We start from the raw sequence: 19,591 nt of genomic DNA, 5'->3' as shown, positions 1-19,591 counted from the left end.
TGGCGGATCGGGCTCGGCTTCGGAGAGGGGCAGGGGTGCGATATCGGATCCACTTCGAGGCCGAGCTGCCGGCGGACGCCCTCCGCCGGTTCCTGCTGACGGAGTACGGCGTCGCGCCGGAGAGCGTGTACGTCGGTCGGGTCGAGGACCGCGCCGTGGACGATCCGCGCCCGGTGGCGATGCTGACGCCGCCCGACGCGGACGAGCGATTCGGCTGGATCCTCACCGGCGATACCGAACTGGCCGCCGCCACCGACCACGGCGAGCGTGATCTCGCGGTCACCCTCGCCCGCGAGTTCGGAGTATGGGCGCTCGTCGACGACGGCAGCATCCACCCCGACCGGTGGCTGCTGGTCAGCACCGACGGCAGCAGCGGCCGGGTGCTGACCGACTCCGACGCCGCCGCCGACGGGGACCTGCGGATCGTGCACGCGCTCGAACCGATCAGCGGGGAGCCGCAGCTCGCCGTCGTACCGCCGCCGGACTGGGCCCGCGACCGGTGACCCGGCCGTGCCCCGAACCGGCAATTCCCAGGGAATTATGAACCGCCGAGCTGCTCGTAGATCGTCTCGAGGCCGCGTTCCACGCGGATCAGCGAGCCGAGCCATGCACGGGTCTCGGCGTCCGTCGAGTACAGGATCGTGCCGCGCATGCCTCGCGTCATCAGCACCTTGTAGGTGTTACGGATCAGGCGGTCCGCCTCCGCGTCACTGAGCGACTTGCGGCTACGGAAAGCCGGATCCTTCGACTCCGCCCGCTGGGTGACGAGCCGTCCGCCCCGGGCGACCAGGTCGGGTCCGAGGATGACACCGGACCACTCGTACTCGAAGCCCTGTGCGGTGTACACGCAACCGACCTGGCCGAAACCGTGCGAGTCGGTGGCCCAGAACGCGCTGCCCGGCGCGTCGCCGACGCTGCGGTCGCTCTTGACGTTCCAGGGACGCGCCCAACCACCGATCCGTACGTCGGCCACCAGCGAGTCGTCCGGCCGTGGATCGCTCCACGGCCAGCAGTAGCCGGCCGACATGCGCGCCGTCTCCCCGGCTTCCTGCTTCGCGGCCAGGAAAGCCTCCATCTCCTCCGGCGAATCCGCCAGCCGCAGGTCGAAGCGTCCGTCTCCGGCCCACACCGACGGCTTGCCGCCGTCGAGGCCGAGCAGGTCGACGACCCACTCCTCGTACGCCTCACTGCCGCCGCACCGGAACTGGTCGTGCAGTGACACCACCTCGATGTCCAGATCGAGCTGTTTCGCGTACGTGGAGATGACGTCGACGTTCCCCAGCTCGCCCGGCTTGACCACCTGGTGCTCGTCGAGCAGGAAGACCGGTACCCGGGCCGCGGCGATGAGTTCATCGATCTGCGGCCGGGCACGGTCCCGCTTCGCCTTCGGCGTGAACCGGTTGACCGACGTCTCCCTGATCCGGTGCGCCTCGTCGCAGATCAGCACGTCGAGGCCGTTCCGCTCGGCGGTCATGAAGCTGTTGAAGTAACCGAACAGGTTCTTCAACCGGGTGGAGCCCTTGCCCGCGTAACGCCGCAGCGTCTGGGTAAACGAGCGGGAGCCCGTGGCGTGCATGACCGAGCGCTGCTGCCGGGCGAGCTCACCGAGCACCGAGAGTGCGATGACGCTCTTGCCGCTGCCGGGCCCGCCGGCCACCACCACTACCGACTTGCGGTCGGCGCTGCGCGCACGTTCCACGGCGTGCAGCACCAGCTCGTACGCCAGGCGCTGCTCGTCGAGCAGGGTGAAGTGGGACCGGTCCTTCAGCTCGGCGGCGGCGTAGGACAACAGGCGCTTGCTGGGGCGTACCGAACTGGTGAGGAAGCGATCCGCGGCGGCCGCGCCGGAGCCGGGGGCCAGGTGGCTGCGCAGGTAGTCGAGGAACCGGCCGCGGCGCTGCTTGGTGAAGATCCGGCTCTGCTCCGTCGCCCGCCGGGCGAAGAGGTCGTCGATGTCACGGTCGACGGCGTTGTGCAGGTAGGCGGCCCCGACGATCGGGTTGTGCGAATGGGCGAGCGCCCCGAGGAAGTCCGCGAGGTATTCGCAGTAGTCCTCGACCTGCACCCCTGGATGCAGCCGAGGGGTGGCGGCGTGCTCGACCAGGACCAGGCTCTCGGACCCCTCGTACGACTCGACCCGCGACCACTGCTTCAACTCCACCACGACGTAGGAGTCCTCGGCCGTCCTCGGATGTGTCCCGGCGAGGACGACGTCGATCCGCTTGCTGGTCAGCGGGAGCTGGTACTCCACCAGCATCTCGACCTGGCCCAGACCCGCGTCGGCGAGATCCTGGGCTAGCACCGGCAGGCTCCGCTCCCAGGACCGCCGTTCGGAGGCGCTCACGTTGTGCCCGATGTGCTCCGCGATCCGGTCGGCGAGGGCGCCACCGGCCGCGTAGCGCAGCAGTCCGTCGGCGGAGGTGCGAAAGGCTGACACGACTTGCCCCCGGGCAGCACGAAATGATCGTGCGCATGGGGGGCGTGTCCGGCGACGACCGGAAGCCCGTCGTTACGCGCTTGTACGGGTGGACTGTAGCGGAGAGATCATCCGCATGGCACGCCCTGCTACCGCTTGGCCGGCGAGCCCTTGACGTCTTCGGCGGGATACCGGACGGCGACCTCGGTCAACTTGGCGAGGGCGGCCTCCGTCAGGTCGATGCCGAGGACGTCCGCCAGCCTCGTCAGGTAGATCATGACGTCGCCGATCTCCGCTCGCACGCGTGCGCCCGCCTCGCGGTCGTCCATCACCGTGGCGGCCTGCTCCGGGGTCAGCCACTGGAACTCGGCGACCAGTTCCCCGACCTCGCCGGCCAGTGCCATCGCGAGGTTTTTCGGCGTGTGGAACTGCTGCCAGTCTCGTTCCTCCGCGAACGCCCGAACGCGGGCCGTCAAGTCCTCCATCCCCGCAGTCTGACACCGCTCTCGGCAGCCCGAGAACGGGCTTCGCCCCACTACCTGCGGCGGCGTGCGCCCGGATCTCCGCGGCTTCCCCCGTGGCGGTGCCGGCGTCGGCGAAGGGGAGGATGTCGTGGTTGGTGGCGTGGCGGACACCGATGGTCGTCGATTGAGGGTCGGCATCACGAGCGTGCGCCACGTAGGGTGGGCTTCGGACGTCTCCCCGTAACCGGAGTGCATCTTGAGCCTCAAGTACTACCTCTACCTGTCGCATCTCAAGATCGGGCTCCTGGCGGCGCAGGTCGCCTCCTCCGCGCAGCACGAGACCGAGCTCGCCGTGGACCTGAAGGTCGTCCGCTACAGCCGCAAGGCGGTCCTGCCCGAGCGCCACGACCTCGACAAGCTGGAGAAGGTCATCCGGCACCTGCAGGACGCCGACCAGATCGGCGCCGCTTACGAGGAACGCCCCTACGTCCAGGCCTGTCTGGAGATGCGCTGGCAGGTCTTCCCGACCGCCGGCATCGTGGTCTTCGCGGGGACGCTCGACGACCAGGTCATCGTCCTCGGCGGGTCGGCGTCGCACGTGGTCGGTGGCGGCGACGCAGAACCGGTCGGATCGGTCCCGCCGTACCTGTTCCGCAAGCTCCAGGAACTGCGAGCCGACCCAGGCGAGTTCGACGACGAGCGCTTCCACGAGTCGCTGGCGCAGATCGGAGCCGCGCTCCCCGGGCCGGCGCAACGGGTCGAGTTCGTCGCGAAGCGACTCGCCGAGAAACCGGGCCCGAACGGCACGCTGCTGGGCAGCCCGATCTACGTGGCGCTCGTCGACTAGGGCCTCGGCGTGGACGCGGGGCAGGTCATCCGGTGGCGGCCGGGGGAGACCGTCCTCGACACGTTCCGCATCGAGGAGGTCGTCGAGACCGGCGGCACGGGGTTTGTGTACCGCGCCCATCACCTCGCCTGGGGCGTCGACCTCGCGGTGAAGACGCCGCGCCCGGACCTGGCCTCAGCGCCCGGGATCCTCGACCTGCTTGCGCAGGAGGCGCAGGCCTGGACCGATCTCGATCCCCATCCGAACGTGGTCGGCTGCAACTACGTGCAGCGCGTCGGCGCGTACCCGGTGATCTTCGCCGAATGGGTCGCGGGCGGTGACCTGACCGCGGCGGTCCGGGACGGGCGGTGCCGCGACCTCCCGCGGGCCCTGGACGTCGCGATCCAGATGCTGCGCGGCATCGGCCACGCGCACGCGGCAGGTCTGGTGCATCAGGACATCAAGCCCTCAAACGTCATGTATGACGGCGAGACCGCACGGGTGACCGACTTCGGCACGGCCAAGGCGAAGGCGTCCGTCTCCGCGCCCCCGCAGGGTGGCGACGAGATTTCGTACGCGACGCTCGGCGGCTTCACACCGCAGTACTGCTCGCCGGAACAGGTCGATCCGGAGGGCCGGATCGGCCGGGCCAGCGACATGTGGTCCTGGGCGCTGACGGTGATCGAGCTGCTGCACGGGCGCCGGCTCTGGAAGTGGGGACACGACGGTGCGGATGCGCTGGCGTCGCTACGCGGCGATCTCCCGCGGCCGCTGCGCGACCTCCTGTCCGGCTGCCTGGTGCGCGACCCCCGGTCGAGGATCGGCGACACCGCCGAGGCGGAGGCCGTCCTGCTCAGCGTCTACGCGGACTGCGCATCTGGTCCCTACCCGCGCCCCGACGAGGTGTCGCCGTCTCTCCAGGCCGACGGCTTGTCCAACAAGGCGCTGTCCCTGTGGGACCTCGGCGACCAACGCCGCGCGATCGAGATGTTCGAGCGGGCCAAGGCGATCGACCCGCACAACGTCCGCGCGGTCTACAACCACGGGCTCCTCAAATGGGCCGACGGTTTGGTCACCGACGAGATCCTCCTGTCGGAACTGCGCGCCACGGGCGACTCCTGGGAGGCGGACTACCTGGCCGCGATGGTGCACATGGAACGCGGTGACGGCGTCCTCGCGGCCCGGCACCTGGCTGAGGCGGACCGCAAGCATCCGGGATCGCCGGAGATCGCGGCCGCGCGGGAGCGCTGTGCCCGACTGGAGCCGAGGGGCACGCTCGAGGTGTTCGGGCAGCTGTCCGGCCAGGTGGTCGCGATGGCCTGCGATCACGACGCGACACACGTGGTGGTGGCCGAGAGGTCAGGGCGGGTGCGGGTCTGGGACGCCTTCGCGGGCCGGGTGGTCGCGGAACTCGCCGCCTCCGGCCCGGCTCCCGTCGACGTCGCGATCGACCACGCCGGAGCGCGGATCCTCGTCTGCTACCAGGACTCCCGCGTCGAGCGGTGGCGGCTCGCCGGCGGCACGGCCCACCTCGAAGGCCGGCTGGACGGAGGAACAGCCGTGGCGCTCAGCCCCGAGAGTGGCTTCGCGGCTGTGGGTACGGCCGACGGCCGCGTCCTCGTCTTCCGCACCGACGCGTGGAAGCCGGTCGCCGGCATCCGCCCCCACGACGGCACTGTCACCCGGGTGATCCTCGGCCCGGACGCCGAGGTGTGCGTCTCCGCCTCACTGGGCCGTCCCGGCTCCGCCGTCGACCACCGGGTGGAGCAGTGGTGGCCCCTGCGGGACACGAGGATGCGGGGCCTGCACATACCCACCGACGAGATGGACGGCGACGGCCAGAAGGTCGCCCTGGCGCCGGACGGGTCGACCGTCCTGAGAACCGGCTACCAGTCCCTGACCGTGGTGGACATGCGGGTCTGGGACGAACCGCGACGGTGGGAGATCCCCTGGCTGACCGGATACCGCATGCTCGGCGTCTCCGGCCGGGCCGGCTGGGCTCTGCTCGACCCCGGGACCGGAGACCTTCAGGTCCTCGAACTCGCCATCCGCCGATGCGTCCGCACCTTCCCGAAGGACTGGGCGCGGGGCTCACGCCGCGACGCGACGGCGTTCAGCGGGGACTGCGGCTACGCCGTCATCGCCGAATCGCACGGCTACAGTGGCCAGACCTCGCTCTCCCGACTACCCATGCCGCTCAGCGGACACCTCGCTCCGCGGTCGTACGCGCCGCCCCGCCCGGTCGGTGCCCTCGCGCGCGACGAGCGGGCGTTCGACCAGGTCATGGAGCGCGTCGAGGCGATGATCGCGGCCGGAGAGGATCGGCGCGCAGCGGACGCGATCCGCGAGGCGCGTGCCGTTCCCGGCCACGAACGTCATCCGCGGCTACGCCGGGCCTCCAGGGCCCTGGGCCGGAACCTGCGGCGCACCGGATTGACCGGCATCTGGCTGGAGCAGGAGCTGTCCGATGTCATGCTCACCCGTGGCACCTTCGACATCGGCGCCTCCGGCCGGTTGTTCGCCTTCCCGGCCAACGTCGACGAGGTCGAGATCTTCGACCTGGAGACGCTGGAGAAGGCAGGCGGGGTCACCAAGCGGCGGAACCCGGCCGTCAGCCTGTCCTTCGCCAGGGGCGGCCGGGACATGATCATCAGCTACTCGGACGGATCGGTCGCCTGCCACGACACCAGGACGTTCCAGCCCCGCTTCAAGGTGGCCGGCGCACTGCCTCGCGACGACGGGAACACCACGCTCGACATCTCGGGCGACCTGTTGGCGGTCGGCTTCGGCCACGGGTTGGCGACGGTGTGGTCGCTGGAGGCGGCTGCCTGCGTCGCGACGGTCCGCACCGGACCCGGCACGATCGTCGGCGTCACGGCCGACGAGGCGTCCCGCTCGATCGCCGTGCAGCTGCGAACCCACGACACGGCCGCCGTGGAGGTCCGGTCGATGGACACCGGAAAGCCCGTGAAGACCTTTGCGGACGTCGACCCGCACACGGAGATCCGGTTCGCCTCCGGGATGCTGCTGCTGGCCGGGATGACCCGCCTGACCGCGTGGCGACCGGGTGACAGGCGCCCGTCGTACCAGCTCGACCGGGTCAAGCACAGCTCGTCGGCGGCGTTGGCCTTCACGGACTCCCGCCGGCTCGCCGTCATCGCCGGGCTGACCGGCTTCGTCGTCTGGGACGCCGCGAGCGGAGAGCCGGTGTTCGACGGGAGGGCTCTCGACGACCCGGCTGGACGCCTCTCCGGGGTCGAGGAGGTGGTGGTCTCGCCCGACGGGAGGTTCGCGGTGGCCGGAGACCCGGGAGAGCAAACCGTCGACGTCTGGGACCTGCGCGCCGGACGCCGGATCCGCTCACTGCACGGTCACCACGCCCAGGTCACAGCGATACGCGCCGACGACGCGTTCGGCACCGTCGTGACCGGCGACCACCAGGGCAATGTCCGCATCTGGGGCCTCGATTGGGACTACGGAGAGTGATCCGATGACCGGACGCCGCCAGCGCGATGAACTGCGAGCCGCGTTCCTGGCCAACCGCGAGCGCGTCAGAACCTGGCTCGACGCCTGGGAGATTCCCGAAGTCGTGTGGACCGACGAGTTCAACGAGATCCCTCTGCCCTGGGTCGTGCGGGAGCAGGACAGGGAGAGCTGGCTCAAGCGCCACGCACCCTTCCTGGACGCGTACGACTGGTTGTTCGTCGGACGGCCGCTGACCCCGGGGGTCCGCGAGGTGCGGGCACTGTGGCACTTCGGGCCGGCACACCGGTTCGCGGAACTCGACCTGACGATCACCAGCGTCTGCGACCCCGAGTACCTGGCGGAGAAGCTGACCCTGGCGGTTCACCACGCCGGCTTGAAGGGCTGGCGTGACGCGGACGCGCAGCCGCTCTATCAATGGCTCGTCGAGGGTGTGCACACGATGCCCCTCGGCAACGGCGTGCGGGGCAGCAACCGTTCGGGGTTCGTCCTGTTGCGTTTCACCCGCTTTCCGACCTCCGACGGCGACGTGATCGTGCGTCTGACCGCCGCGGAGACCGATCGCGCCCTGGACGGCTCACCTCTCGACGACGATGGTGTGTCGGTTCCTGGCGGGTAGATCAGGTGACCAGGCCGGTGCGGTACGCGTACACCACCGCCTGCACCCGGTCCCGCAGGTCAAGCTTCGTCAGGATCCGTGACACGTACGTCTTCACCGTCTCCTGGCTGATCACCAACCGGGCCGCGATCTCGCTGTTCGAAAGCCCGTCGGCGATCAGCCGCAGCACCTCCAGCTCACGCGGCGTCAGCCCCACGTCCTCCGGCGCGCCTTCGGCCGGGCGGATCCGCGCCGCGTACCGGCCGACGAGCTGCCGCGTGACCTCCGGGGCGAGCAGCGCTGCGCCGGAGGCGACGGTGCGGATGCCGTGCAGCAGCTGCGCCGGTGGGGCGTCCTTGAGCAGGAATCCGCTCGCGCCGGCGCGCAGCGCCTCGTAGACGTACTCGTCGAGGTTGAACGTCGTCACCACCAGCACCTTGACCGGCTGGGCGATGCCCGCGCCGGCCAGCAGGCGGGTGGCCTTGATGCCGTCGAGCACCGGCATGCGTACGTCCATCACCACCACGTCGGGCCGCAGGCGGCCGGCGAGGTCGACAGCGGCTCGGCCGTCGCCGCACTCGCCCACCGCCGTCATGTCCGGCTGCGCGTCGATGATGGTGGTGAATCCGGTACGGATCAGCGCCTGGTCGTCGCAGACCAGCACCCGGATCGGCGTGGTCACGACGCGCTCCCGGTGGGGATGCGCGCGCGGACGACGAAGCCGTCGCCCGCCCTGCCCCCGGCGTCGAACTCGCCGCCGAGCACCGAGACGCGCTCGCGCAGCCCGGCCAGGCCGCGTCCGCTTCCGCCCGGACCCGCGGCGCGCGGGCCCGGGCCGTCCGTGCTGATCTCCACCGTGATCTCCCGGTCTCCATGGTGTACGTGGACAGCGGTGGGGCGGCCGTGGGCGTGCTTCAGGGCGTTCGTCAGCGCCTCCTGCACCACCCGGTACGCGGCCATCTCCGCGCCGCCGGTCACCTCCGCCGGGGTGCCCTGCTGCGTGAACTCCACCGGCTGCCCGGCCTGCCGGGTCTGCTCCACCAGGGTGTGCAGCTCGCCGACCGACGGGGCGCGTGGCTCCGTACCGTGGTCGGGGTTGAGCACGTCGAGCAGCAGCCGCAGGTCGCCGATGGCACGGCGGCCGGTGTCGGTGATGGCGGTCAGTGTGGTGTCGAGGCGGTCGGGCGCGGCGGTCAGGTAGCGGGCCGCCTCGGCCTGCACCACCATCGCCGTCACATGGTGGGTGACCACGTCGTGGAGTTCACCGGCGATGCGGGCGCGTTCGGCGGCGCGGGCGGTGTCGGCGACGTGCCGGCGGCGTTCGGCCTCGGCGACGCGGTTCTGCCGCAGCCACGACCCGGTGCCCCAGGCGAGCGCCAGCAGCAGGTAGAACGTGGTGAACCCGACCACGCCCTCGGTCGACCCCTGCCGATCCAGCACGACCGCCAGACCGATGTACGCGAGGGAGCCGGCGAGCACCGTCGTACGGCGGCCTCGGTCCAGGTGGGCGCCCGCGCTCACCAGCGCGACGGCGAGCGCGGCGCCCGCGAAGGTGTGGTAGGCGCGCACCTGATCGAGCGCGAAGCCGAGTGACACCAGGGCGAGGGACAGCGCCGGGCGGCTGCGGCGCAGCGCCAGCGGAAGGCACTCCAGGGCGATCACCACGACTGTCAGCGCGTCGAACGGCCGGGCGGGCAGATCGCCGAGCTGCGTACCGATGCCGCGCAGTGGTGGGGTCACTGCTGCGAGCGCGATCACCAGCGCGAGCGGGAGGTCCCGGACCGTGACGGGCCAGTGCCGCCACGAGTCCTGGAGCATCCGTCGGGTGATCATCAGGAGACCGTAACGCTCTCCGCCGGGGCCTCGGCCGCGCGGCGGCGCCGCGTCACGATGTGACCACGGCGGTGCGCCAGCCAGAGGAAGACCACTGTCAGCGCCGCCCCGGCAGCCACCGTGTAGAGGCTGCCCTCCGGCCCGAAGCCGCCGCCGCTGAGCAGCGTCGAACCCGACGTGGTGGCGTCCAGCAGCCCTTCCGATTCGCCGTTGCCGGAGACGACGAGGCCGAAGATGCCGCCGGCGGCGAAGTTCCAGCCGAAGTGCAGGCCGATGGGTACCCACAGGTTGCGGGTCGCGGCATAGCAGGCCGCCAGCATGAACCCGGCCTCGATCGTGATGGCGGTGGCACCCCACAGGCTGGCGTCCGGGTTCAGCAGGTGCATCAGGCCGAACAGTACGCCGGTCAGCAGCAGCGAGAGCCACGTACCGAGCCGTTCCTCGACCAGGCGGAACAGCAGCCCGCGGAACATCAGCTCCTCGGTCACCGCCGCGGCGGCCATGAACCCGACCATGCCCACCGCGCCGGACACCGAGCCGATGCCGTGCACCTGATAGCCGCCCATCAGGGCGATGTTGACGATGACCGCCGCGAACATGGCGAACCCGATCAGCACCCCGCGGTTGAGCCGGGCGGCCGCGCCGCTCCGGGCCAGCTCGGTGACCTCGCGACGCTCGGTACGACGCACCACCCACCCGTACACGATGATCGCGGCCGCGGCGGTCGCGGCGCCGAGGATCAGGCTGAGCACGGCGTTGTCCTGTGCCGCGACGACCGCAAGGCTGCCGACGAGACTGACCGCGACGACGGCCAGGAACTGCTTCACCACACGCATGACGTTTCCTTCGAGAGGTCCGCGGCCGGAGCGCCACGGTTCACCTGGAACGCTATGGATTCGCAGGCCGGGAAACGTCACCGCGCGGTGGACACTTGCGGGTAGCTCCCACGGGGGACAGGCGCGGCGGTCGCGGCGTTTCGGGGCGTGCCCTGAGCAGAACGGCTGGCCTCGGGACGGTCGCGGCGGGCAGGCTGCCGGCATGGCGACGGGCTTCGGCGGTGAGGTGGCGACCTACTACGCACGGCATCGGCGCGGCTATCCGCCCGAGGCGGTCGACGCGCTGGCGGCAGCCTTCGGTCTCGGTCCTGACGACACCGTCGTCGACCTCGGCTGCGGCACCGGTCAGTTGAGCATCCCGCTCGCCGACCGGGTGGGCGCTGTCGTCGGCATGGACCCGGAACCGGACATGCTGGCCATCGCCCGGCGTGCCGCCCTGGACCGGGGGACCGCCAACGCCACGTGGGTGCTCGGGAGTGACGCTGACGTGCCCGCGTTGTCCCGGCTGCTCGGCGAGGGGAGTGTCGGTGCGCTGACCGTTGCCGTCGCCATTCACTTCATGGACTGCGACGCCCTGTTCGAGGCGGCACGGCCGTTGTTGCGCTCCGGCGGTGGAATCGCGGTCGTCACCAACGGCGAACCCCTGTGGATGCAGGACACCGAGTGGTCGATCGCGCTGCGCGGATGCCTGGAGCGGATGGTCGGCCACCCGGTCACCGGAAGATGCCAGACCGACGAGGATGGGCGTCGGCGCAACCGGGAGGCGCTCGTGGGGGCCGGATATCGGTACGAGGAGACGTCGGTGCGGTACGACGCCCCGCTCACCGTCGACGACATGGTCGGCGGTGTCTTCTCCGCCATGTCCGCAGAACGGCTGCCTACTTTGCATCAACGTGCGGAGTTCGCCGCCGACGTACGCGACGCTCTCGGCGAGGTGGATGTGGTGACCGAGCGGGTCATCGTCAGGTTGCAGTGCGGGATCCTCGGCTCGTAGCCGATTCCCGACGGGATTCAGCTATGTCACGAGGCGGTAGTTGGGGATGCCCCTGGTGCGTTCCTCGATCGGGGCGGCAGTGGACAGGGCCGTCACTCCGGCGGGAACCGGTGCCCGCGAGACGTGGATGCCCTCCAGGCAGGTGTCGCACCAGAACGAGACGTAGCCGTACCCAGCGCCGGGCGGCGTGGTGAACACCATGCGCAGGGTTCGGTGACCGCAGTTCGGGCACTGGTGGTCGGACTCGGCGGGCAGGGCGCGGTAGACGACCTCGTAGACGTCCAGCCACTCGTCGAATGAAGCCACCAGGGGGTTCCTCCGGTCTGAGTGGTTGGTTTCCCAGCTAACTCGCGACGAGCATGCGTTCCGGGAAGTCGCCCCGGTCGCGCCAGGCATTGACGATCTTGGCGGTGATGGCGCTGGCGGCGGCGTTGAAGTCGTCGTCCTCGACTCGTGCCTGCAACGTCTGCGGGTCGATGACGAGGATGCGATCGAACCTGTCCTCAAAACCAAACGCATACCGCACCTCGTCCGCCGGAGCCTCGATCCGACGGGCGGCCACCATCATGCCCATGTCGCCCTTTCCGACCATCCTTACTCCGCGGGCAAGCTGTGAGTCGCGGCGACGAGTTCTCGGAGATGTGCCACCACAACAGATTTCTGGGCTGTCTCCGGCAGATGCTGTTCACCCGCCGTGACCAGACCCTCGCGCAAATGGGCGACGACCTCGCGCTGGGCTTCCGGCGACAGGTCATCCAACCGGAATGAACCGAGGTTGTTGTCGACGATCTCTTGAAGATGCGCTGCGGCGTCTCTGTCAGTGAGCCGAGCGATCAGGAACTCCACGGTCCAGTCGAATAACCCTCCGGTCGCTGTCCAGTCGACCCCGGGCCGCAGAACGACGAGGCCGGCCACTACTGTGCTGCCGACTGTCCGTCGCCACCCGTGGTGTCGACCTTCTGGATCTTGTCCGGCGTCAGGGCCACAGCACTGAGGGGCCGGCCGTCCTGATCGGCGAACTCCACCTCATAGGCGAGGTCGGGGCGGTGGAACACGCGCACGATGGCACCGACCGCTCCGGCGGGGAGATTCTCCTCAGGCACGGCATCCCTGAGTTCTACCAGCTCGTACGGGTCCACGATCAGTGGCGGAGACGGGCGAGATACTCTTGCCAGGCGTCCCGATCGACCGCGTCCGGTGACGTCCCCGAGGGAAACCAGGTGGACCCGAGATCCGGATCCCAGGCGGCGATCAGCGTGTCGAGACCCGCCACCAGCACAGCCGGCCACAGCCGCGCCGCGGAGAGCTGCTCGAAGACGCGGCGGGCTTCACGCAGTTGGACATCCCGGTCTCTGCCCGTGTACCCGAAATCCCAGAGGATCTCATAGGCGTCCAGGAGCGACTGCTCCTCCGGGACGTTGGAGGGATAGGCGAGATAGTTGCGGGCAACCTCGCCGCCGACCTCCCCGCCTGGGCCGCACTGCGCGGGACGGCTCAAATAAATGCCTCCCTCAGGACTGATCGAAGCTCGCAACCCGATCGCCGAAGCAATCCTGTCGGCCACCGCTTTCGGCTCCTCCGCAGCGTGGAGAAAAATGTGTTCCAAAGTCGACATGTGCGACACCAGACTAGTCGGGAAGCGTGATTATTCGGTTGTCGCCGAGGATGATTCGGACCTGGCCGGGCATGGCGCTGCCGTGCTGTCTGTGCTGACCCAGCGCTCGTGCGAAACCCCGCCGGGCCTCCTCCTCGCTCAGGTTTACCGGGCGTCCGTCGATGACCGCGTTGCCGCCGCCGGTCTGGTCGACCTGCTTACCGGCGGCCATGATGTTACGGCGTACGGCTTCGCTGCTGGAGCGGTCGAGGGTCTTGAATTCGGTCACCACGCCGGGATCGTCTGGACCGGACCGCACCATCGAGTCCGGATTCTTGAGCTTGTACAGGCTGTCGTCACGTTCCCGTGGATGGACCATGTCCCCTTCCTCGGCGAGGCGGTCACCGACCGCTCTTTCCTTGTCGTCGAACAAGCCGCGAGGGTCATTCACCTCGGGCCGGAAGTCGGCGCCGAGGGGACCATGCTGCTTGCCCGGGTCGAAGTCCGGGGGCCTCGTCGGGTGACCGTTATGGCGCCCGGGGCCACCGCTGCCAGGAGTCTTCTCCGGTCCGGCGGACGAGAGGCGGCGCAGCGCCTCCTTCAGCTTGCCGATCAGCTCACCCAGCCGCCGCATCTCCGGAATCAGCCGCCGCAGACTTGCCAGCAACCCCCGCAACAACCGCCCGATCCGCGCCGCCCACGACGCCACTGTCGTCGTCACCTGCTCCACCACGAGCGGCGTCGCCAGCCCCGCCGTGGCGACCAGTTCGGCCGCGTACACGATCAGGCGGGACACGCAGGCGGCGATCGCGTCGCGGACCAGCAGCCGCACTGCAGCGACCAGGCCGGCGGCGCCTTCGGTGATCGCGGCCATCGCCTCGGCGCCTTGCGCGAGCCCGGTGATTGCCTGCTGCTGTTCGCCCGCCCAGCGCCGGTAGCCGGTGGCGGCGGCGCCGGTCCAGCCGGCGACCTCGGTGCGTACGGCGTGGGCCAGATCGGCGGCGTCCTCGCGCAGGGACGCGGCGACGTTGCGCCAGGTCTGCGCGTGCGCGGTGATCTCGGCGGGGTCGCCGGCGAGCCAGTCGAGGGCTTCGCTGAGCGGCTTGACGTGTTCGATGAGCCAGGCGATGCCGTACTGGAGGAGTGCTCCGGCCGGGTCGGACACGAGCGCGAGCGCGTCGAGGCCGGCGCTGACCACGCCGAGGCTGCCGTCGATCCAGCTGCCGGTGCGGACGCCCTGGGCGATGAGTTCGATGTCCTCGCAGATCCACACGCCGGCCCAGGGACTCGGACCGGAGTCCGCCGCGGCGGCGACCAGTGGGTTCGTGGTCACCGCCGCTGCCGTACCCGGTCGAGCAGGTCGGCGGCGTGCGCGTCGGAGGCGCGGTAGCGCTCGGCGCTGGACCGCAGCTTCCCGGCGGTGTCGCGGACCGACGTGGCGGCGGTGCCGATGCCGTCGGTGAGCGTCCGCTGGAGACCGTCGAGCAGGACCGGCATGATCGCGCAGAGCTGCCCGTACGCGTCGGCGCCCAGCCTGACGTGCTGGCCGGCCTGCCGGGCGGTGTCGATGCTGTCGGCGCAGCGGCGGAGGTGTGCGGCGTGCGCGGTCAGGTCGTCGGGGTCGACCTGGAGGCCGTCACCGGGCGGCATCCGGCATGCCCGGGTCGGGGCCGAGCCGCCGCTGGTGGGACTCGACGATCGCCTGCCCGGCCGGGTCGTCCGCGCCGAGTGCCGCGGTGGTGGCCTCGGTGAGCCGTCGCAGCAGGTCGGCGCGGGCGTCCCGGGTGACGGCGAGAATCTGCCGGGCGGTGTGTGCGGCGGAGTGCTGCCGGACGCGTTCGTCCAGCCGCAGGTCGGCGAGCAGCCCGGACGAGTCGACGGTGACCTCAACCAGACCGTCGGCGCTGCGCGCGATGCCGGTCAGCGTCTGGGTGCGGGCGGACAGGTCGCGGGCCCGTGCCGCCCGATCGGCCAGGGACGACTCCCACTCGTCGAGCCGGCGTGCCGCCGCGTCCAGCGCGGCCTCGTCCGCCCACATCACGACCCTCCCCAGGGGACAGTGGTGAGCGCCACGCTACCAACCGATCGCGCTGCGTGTGTGCCCCGCCGAGGCATGTGAAGCGGTTCGGCCAGGCAACTGCCGCCGCGGCCGGTAACCGTCCTCAGTGAACCATGTCGCCGCCGTCCCGGTGGGCCACCCGGATGATGGCCGCCACCGACCGGTCCACGTCCGCCTCCGTCGTGGTCGCGTTCGACACCGAGATCCGCATCAGCCGCCGCCCCCGCCACGTCGTCCCGCCCACCCAGCACGTCCCGTCGACCTGCGCTGCGGCCACCACCCGGTCGGTGCGCGCGTCGTCGCCGAACCCGACGAGCACCTGGTTGAGCACCACGTCGTTCACCACCTCGAACCCGGCTCCGGCGAGCCCGTCGGCGAACCGGCGCGCCAGCGCGCAGCACCGCTCGACAAGCGCGCCGACGCCGTCGCGGCCCAGCTCCCGCAGGCCTGCCCAGACCGCGAAACCCCGGGCGCGGCGCGAGGACTCCGCGGTCAGGTCCGCGCCCGCCGGCACACCACCGGAACCCACGAGGTACGCGGCCGCGAGCGACATGGCCGCCGTATGCGCGTCGGGCCGGGCGCAGAACGCGAACGCGCTGTCGTACGGCAGGTTCAGCCACTTGTGGCCGTCGCAGGCCCACGAGTCGGCGTTCTCCAGCCCGTCGACCAGGTGCCGGGTCGACGGGCTGGCAGCCGCCCACAGCCCGAACGCGCCGTCCACGTGTGCCCAGCCGCCGTACCGGTGGACCAGGTCGCAGGCCCGGCGCAGGTCGTCGCACGCGCCGGTGTTCACGTTGCCCGCCTGCAGGCAGACGATGGTCGGGCCGGGACCGGCGTCGCGCAGCGCCGCTTCCAGGGCGTTCGGGTCGATCGCGCCCTGCGGGCCGGTCGGCACCAGGCGCAGCGCGTCGGTGCCGAGGCCGAGCAGCCGCAGCGACCTGTCGATGGTGGCGTGCCGTTCGGCCCCGGCGAACACACGCACCGCCGGCGCGCCGGCCAGGCCGCGCCGCTCCACGTCCCAGCCGGCGTCGGCGAGCACCTGGTGGCGGGCGGCGGCGAGCCCGGCGGTGTTCGCCGCCTGCGCGCCGGTGACGAAGCCGACGGACGCGGTCGCCGGGATGCCCAGCAGCTCTTTCAGCCAGCCGCCCGCTGCCGTCTCGGCGGCCACGGCGGCGGGGGAGGTGACCGCGTTGAACGCGATCTGATCCCACCCGGCGGCCAGCATGTCGGCGGCGGTGGCGGCCGGGGAAGCGCCGCCGACGACGAAGCCGAAGTAGCGGGGACCGGCGGTGGCGACCAGGCCGGGTTCGGCGGCGGCCACCAGGTCGGCGAAGACCTGCTCGGGCGGGGTGGGCGCGTCCGGCAGCGGACCGGCGAACGCCTCGGTCAGCGCGGCCTGGTCCACGGGTACGCCGACCGGCCGCTCCGGCAGAGACCGCCGGTAGTCGGCCGCATGGTCGGCGGCGCGCCGCAACAGGTGCCTCAGCTCGTCCATCGCCGCACCCTAGCCCCGGTCGCCGCTCCCTTCGAGGGCGGCGTCGAGGCGGTCCAGGTGTGCGGCCACCGGCCCGACGGTGAGCAGACCGCTGCCCGCCCCGGCCACCTCGCCCGCCGCCGGGACGAGCGCGTCGCGCGCCCGGAGCGTCGCGTCCCGGTCCCCGAGCGCCACAGCGGCGCGGCCGGTGAGGCACCACAGCGCCTCCTGCAGCAGGTCACGCGGCGGCGCCGGGGTGCGGCGCAACGCCCTGGCTGCCTCGTCGCGCCGGTCCGCGGCGAGCAGCAGCAGCGGGCGCGTCCAGGGCGCGTACGGGCCCCAGTCGGTGTCGGCCGGGAAGTCGGCGGGCCGGTCGTGCCACACCCGCAGGCACAGCAGCGCCAGCGGCAGCAGCCCGCGTTCCACGCCGGGCATCCCGCAGCCGGCCAGCCCGGTCGCCCACGACCGGTACGCCGCCTCCGCATCCGGGTACGCGGCGCCGGTGGCGGCGGTCCGCATGGCCCGGTAGCCACCGGTGAACACACCGACGAGGGGGCTCTCGTGCCGGGCGGCGAGCCGGTCCGCCGCCTCGGCGTGCGCGTCGGCGGTGGTGAAGTCGGCGAGCGCGCTGCGCGCCTGCACGCGGATCAGGTGTCCGAGGATCTCCACTGTGGCCAGGCCGTGCCGGGCGGCGAGCGCGACCAGTTCGACGCCGACCGCGTCCCGCTGCGGGGCGAGCCCGGCCCGCTGGAACGTCTGCATGTAGACGCCGTTGAGCGCCTGGGCCAGCAGCGCCGGGTCGGCCACCCGTCGGGCGATCGCCTCCGCCTCCCGCGCGGCCTGCGCCGGGCCGGGTGACGCCGTACCTCGGGACTCGATGGCGACGGTGGCCAGCAGCCGGGCGCGGGTCGCCGCCGGCGCGTCCGGGCCCAGCCCGGCCAGGGCCCGCTGTGCCGCCGCGACGACCCGGGCCGCCTGCGCCGGGTCGTCCGAGCGGGTCCAGATCGCGGGTACGTCGTATCCGCCGATCACCCGCGCGGTGAACTCCGGGTCGCCCAGCTGCTCGGCGGCGGTGATTGCGGCTTCGCGCTGGTCCCGGGCGGCCTCCAGTCCGCCCGGCCCGGTCACCGCGAGGCTGCGCAGCAGGCCGACAGTGGACTCCAGCCGGGCCCGCGCGCCGGGCACCACGCTGCGCTCGTACGCCGCTGCGGTCTCGGCCCAGACGCGCGCCGCGCCGGTCGGTTCGGGTTCGGTCTGGCGCAGCAGGTCGGTCTCCAGCCGCCGCAGTCGGGGTCCGGGGTCCAGCCCGAGCTGGTCGCGCAGCAGTTCCCGGGCGCGGCGCAGCACGGCGAGCGCGTCGGCCTGCCGCCCGGCCCGGTAGAGCGCCGACGCCAGCAGCGCCCACCCGTCCTCCCGCCACGGGTACGCGGCGACGTGCGCGTCGAGATCGGGTACGGCGTCGGCGGCCCGGTCCAGCGCCAGCAGCGCCTCGGCCCGCCGCTCCACGGCGGTGAGCCGGATCTGGTCGAGCCGGGACCGTTCGGTGTGCGCCCACGGCTGGTCGAAGTCGGCGTACGCGGGCCCGCGCCACCAGCCCAGCGCCTCGTCGAGCCGGTCGAGCGCGGCCCGGGGCAGCGCGTCGGCCACCGCGTTGACGGTGTCCTCGAACCGCCAGGCGTCGACGGCGCCCGGGTCGGCGCGCAGCGCGTACCCCGGTCCCTCGGTGACCAGCAGCCGGGCCGGCTCGCGTGGCGGGCGACGCGGTTCCAGGCGGCGGCGCAGCGCCGCGACGAATGTGCGGACCGCGCTCACCGCGCCGGCCGGCGGGTCGTCCCACAGGTCGTCGACGATCTGCCCGACCGGCACCACCCGGCCCCGGGCGGCGACCAGCCGGGCCAGCACGGCCCGGTGCCGGGGCCCCTTCAGGTCGACCGGCTCACCCGCGTCGTCCCAGGCCGTGACCGGACCGAGCACACCGAAACCGACAGGCACCGACCCTCCTCGACAGGGGTCACCGTATCGCGCTCATCGGTTGCTCATCGGGCGCCGCCACGCTGGTCAGGTACGACGAGACGAAAGAGGGATCGAGATGAGCACCACCATCGCGGGATTCGACTACCAGCGCGTTCCGGTCGCCGAGGGCGTGGCGCTGAACGTGGCGGTGGGCGGCTCCGGCAGCCCGGTCGTGCTGCTGCACGGCTTCCCGCAGACCCACCTGATGTGGCGGCACGTCGCCGCCGACCTGGCGGGCGAGCACACGGTGATCTGCCCGGACCTGCGCGGCTACGGCGCCAGCGACAAGCCGGCCGCTGCCAGCGAGGACACGTACAGCAAGCGGACCATGGCCGCCGACGTGGTGGCGGCGGCCCGCGCGCTCGGACACGAGCGGTTCGCGCTCGCCGGGCACGACCGGGGCGCCCTGGTCGCGGTCCGGGCCGGCCTGGACCACCCGGACGCGGTCACCCACTTGGCGTCGCTGGACGTGCTGCCCACCCTCGACATGTGGGACGTGCTGCACGGCGCGTCCGCGTCGGTGGCGTTCCACCTCTACCTGATGGCCCAGCCGCCCGGCCTGCCCGAGCAGATGATCGCGGCCAGCGCTGACGCGTTCTTCGGGCACTTCCTCGACGCCTGGGCGGGTGACCCGGCGGCCATGCCGGCCGACGTGCGCGCCGAGTACCTGCGTGCCTCCGGGGAGGCGGTCGACTCGATCGTCGCCGACTACCGGGCGTCGGCCGGGATCGACGTGGCGCACGACCGGGCCGACCGGGACGCCGGGCGGCGGCTGGCCATGCCGGTCACCGTCATCCAGCAGGACTGGGGTGCCGCGCTCGGCTACGACGCGGCGGCGGTGTGGCGGGCCTGGGCGCCGGACCTGGAGCACCGCACCACCACGGCCGGGCACTTCATGGCCGAGGAGGCGCCGGGCGAGATCGCCGAGGCGCTGCGCGCGCTCCTCAAGCGCTAGGTACGGCGGTCCGGGCGCGCGCCACGCGCCCGGACCGGCCGCCCCC

General features: G+C 71.9%; 21 protein-coding genes. 6 read left to right on the top strand and 15 right to left on the bottom strand.

Annotation, left to right across the window (positions count from 1 at the left end; translation table 11 throughout):
- Positions 1-35 precede the first annotated feature (35 nt).
- On the top strand, positions 36-503 hold the full coding sequence (locus tag O7542_RS10895) for a hypothetical protein (protein ID WP_281606152.1): 468 nt from the start codon (positions 36-38) through the stop codon (positions 501-503).
- A gap of 35 nt (positions 504-538) precedes the next feature.
- On the opposite strand, the gene O7542_RS10890 is transcribed toward O7542_RS10895, so the two are convergent.
- On the bottom strand, positions 539-2,437 hold the full coding sequence (locus O7542_RS10890; RefSeq protein WP_281606151.1) for a DUF2075 domain-containing protein: 1,899 nt from the start codon (positions 2,435-2,437) through the stop codon (positions 539-541).
- A gap of 128 nt (positions 2,438-2,565) precedes the next feature.
- Positions 2,566-2,901, bottom strand: coding sequence for a nucleotide pyrophosphohydrolase (locus O7542_RS10885; RefSeq protein ID WP_281606150.1), 336 nt, complete (start codon positions 2,899-2,901; stop codon positions 2,566-2,568).
- Between the two features lie 235 nt (positions 2,902-3,136).
- Between O7542_RS10885 and O7542_RS10880 the strand changes: the two genes are divergently transcribed.
- The 3 genes from O7542_RS10880 to O7542_RS10870 are packed head-to-tail and all read left to right on the top strand — an operon-like array spanning position 3,137 to position 7,808.
- A complete protein-coding gene (locus O7542_RS10880) occupies positions 3,137-3,727 on the top strand; it encodes an SAVMC3_10250 family protein (protein ID WP_281606149.1) in 591 nt (196 codons plus the stop codon).
- Between the two features lie 9 nt (positions 3,728-3,736).
- Positions 3,737-7,192, top strand: a complete 3,456-nt coding sequence (locus tag O7542_RS10875; RefSeq protein ID WP_281606148.1) for a protein kinase — start codon at positions 3,737-3,739, stop codon at positions 7,190-7,192.
- A gap of 4 nt (positions 7,193-7,196) precedes the next feature.
- Positions 7,197-7,808: a hypothetical protein gene (locus O7542_RS10870; RefSeq protein ID WP_281606147.1), complete on the top strand. Its 612-nt coding sequence runs from the start codon at positions 7,197-7,199 to the stop codon at positions 7,806-7,808.
- A 1-nt stretch (position 7,809) separates the two neighbouring features.
- Here O7542_RS10870 and O7542_RS10865 read toward each other — a convergent pair whose 3' ends face one another.
- Genes O7542_RS10865 through O7542_RS10855 form a run of 3 tightly spaced genes read right to left on the bottom strand, consistent with a single transcriptional unit; the run spans position 7,810 to position 10,456 of the window.
- A complete protein-coding gene (locus tag O7542_RS10865; RefSeq protein WP_281606146.1) occupies positions 7,810-8,469 on the bottom strand; it encodes a response regulator transcription factor in 660 nt (219 codons plus the stop codon).
- The gene (locus O7542_RS10860; RefSeq protein ID WP_281606145.1) at positions 8,466-9,620 is read right to left on the bottom strand and encodes a histidine kinase; all 1,155 of its coding nucleotides are present in this window, start codon (positions 9,618-9,620) and stop codon (positions 8,466-8,468) included. The genes O7542_RS10865 and O7542_RS10860 overlap by 4 nt, the downstream gene beginning before the upstream one ends.
- Positions 9,620-10,456 carry a CPBP family intramembrane glutamic endopeptidase gene (locus O7542_RS10855; protein WP_281606144.1) on the bottom strand — a complete coding sequence of 279 codons (837 nt, stop codon included), beginning with the start codon at positions 10,454-10,456 and terminating at the stop codon, positions 9,620-9,622. The genes O7542_RS10860 and O7542_RS10855 overlap by 1 nt, the downstream gene beginning before the upstream one ends.
- 202 nt (positions 10,457-10,658) lie before the next feature.
- Here O7542_RS10855 and O7542_RS10850 point away from each other — a divergent pair, with 202 nt between their 5' ends.
- Positions 10,659-11,450, top strand: a complete 792-nt coding sequence (locus O7542_RS10850; protein ID WP_281606143.1) for a class I SAM-dependent methyltransferase — start codon at positions 10,659-10,661, stop codon at positions 11,448-11,450.
- Positions 11,451-11,471: 21 nt separating this feature from the next.
- On the opposite strand, the gene O7542_RS10845 is transcribed toward O7542_RS10850, so the two are convergent.
- The 10 genes from O7542_RS10845 to O7542_RS10800 form a co-directional block, all read right to left on the bottom strand.
- On the bottom strand, positions 11,472-11,756 hold the full coding sequence (locus O7542_RS10845) for a hypothetical protein (protein ID WP_281606142.1): 285 nt from the start codon (positions 11,754-11,756) through the stop codon (positions 11,472-11,474).
- A gap of 37 nt (positions 11,757-11,793) precedes the next feature.
- Complete coding sequence (locus O7542_RS10840) at positions 11,794-12,042, bottom strand: hypothetical protein (RefSeq protein WP_240638222.1); 249 nt, start codon at positions 12,040-12,042, stop codon at positions 11,794-11,796.
- 2 nt (positions 12,043-12,044) lie between these two features.
- Positions 12,045-12,296: a hypothetical protein gene (locus O7542_RS10835; protein WP_281606141.1), complete on the bottom strand. Its 252-nt coding sequence runs from the start codon at positions 12,294-12,296 to the stop codon at positions 12,045-12,047.
- A 68-nt stretch (positions 12,297-12,364) separates the two neighbouring features.
- Complete coding sequence (locus O7542_RS10830) at positions 12,365-12,589, bottom strand: DUF4926 domain-containing protein (protein WP_167435534.1); 225 nt, start codon at positions 12,587-12,589, stop codon at positions 12,365-12,367.
- 2 nt (positions 12,590-12,591) lie between these two features.
- Positions 12,592-13,065, bottom strand: a complete 474-nt coding sequence (locus tag O7542_RS10825; protein ID WP_167435533.1) for a hypothetical protein — start codon at positions 13,063-13,065, stop codon at positions 12,592-12,594.
- A 13-nt stretch (positions 13,066-13,078) separates the two neighbouring features.
- Positions 13,079-14,377 carry a hypothetical protein gene (locus O7542_RS10820; protein WP_281606140.1) on the bottom strand — a complete coding sequence of 433 codons (1,299 nt, stop codon included), beginning with the start codon at positions 14,375-14,377 and terminating at the stop codon, positions 13,079-13,081.
- Positions 14,374-14,694, bottom strand: a complete 321-nt coding sequence (locus O7542_RS10815; RefSeq protein WP_043324197.1) for a type VII secretion target — start codon at positions 14,692-14,694, stop codon at positions 14,374-14,376. The genes O7542_RS10820 and O7542_RS10815 overlap by 4 nt, the downstream gene beginning before the upstream one ends.
- Entirely contained in the window at positions 14,681-15,082 is a 402-nt protein-coding gene (locus tag O7542_RS10810) for a YbaB/EbfC family nucleoid-associated protein (protein WP_064446030.1), read from the bottom strand. Before O7542_RS10810 ends, O7542_RS10815 begins: the two co-directional genes overlap by 14 nt.
- A gap of 124 nt (positions 15,083-15,206) precedes the next feature.
- A complete protein-coding gene (locus O7542_RS10805) occupies positions 15,207-16,598 on the bottom strand; it encodes a pyridoxal-dependent decarboxylase (RefSeq protein ID WP_281606139.1) in 1,392 nt (463 codons plus the stop codon).
- Between the two features lie 9 nt (positions 16,599-16,607).
- Complete coding sequence (locus O7542_RS10800; RefSeq protein WP_281606138.1) at positions 16,608-18,569, bottom strand: BTAD domain-containing putative transcriptional regulator; 1,962 nt, start codon at positions 18,567-18,569, stop codon at positions 16,608-16,610.
- A 97-nt stretch (positions 18,570-18,666) separates the two neighbouring features.
- On the opposite strand from O7542_RS10800, the gene O7542_RS10795 reads away from it, so the two are divergent.
- Complete coding sequence (locus O7542_RS10795) at positions 18,667-19,545, top strand: alpha/beta hydrolase (protein WP_281606137.1); 879 nt, start codon at positions 18,667-18,669, stop codon at positions 19,543-19,545.
- Positions 19,546-19,591 lie beyond the last annotated feature (46 nt).

Origin of the sequence: Micromonospora sp. WMMC264 (genome assembly GCF_027497275.1) — a bacterium.
Classification (GTDB): Bacteria; Actinomycetota; Actinomycetes; order Mycobacteriales; family Micromonosporaceae; genus Micromonospora; species Micromonospora chalcea.
This window is presented reverse-complemented; position numbering and strand designations above follow the sequence as displayed.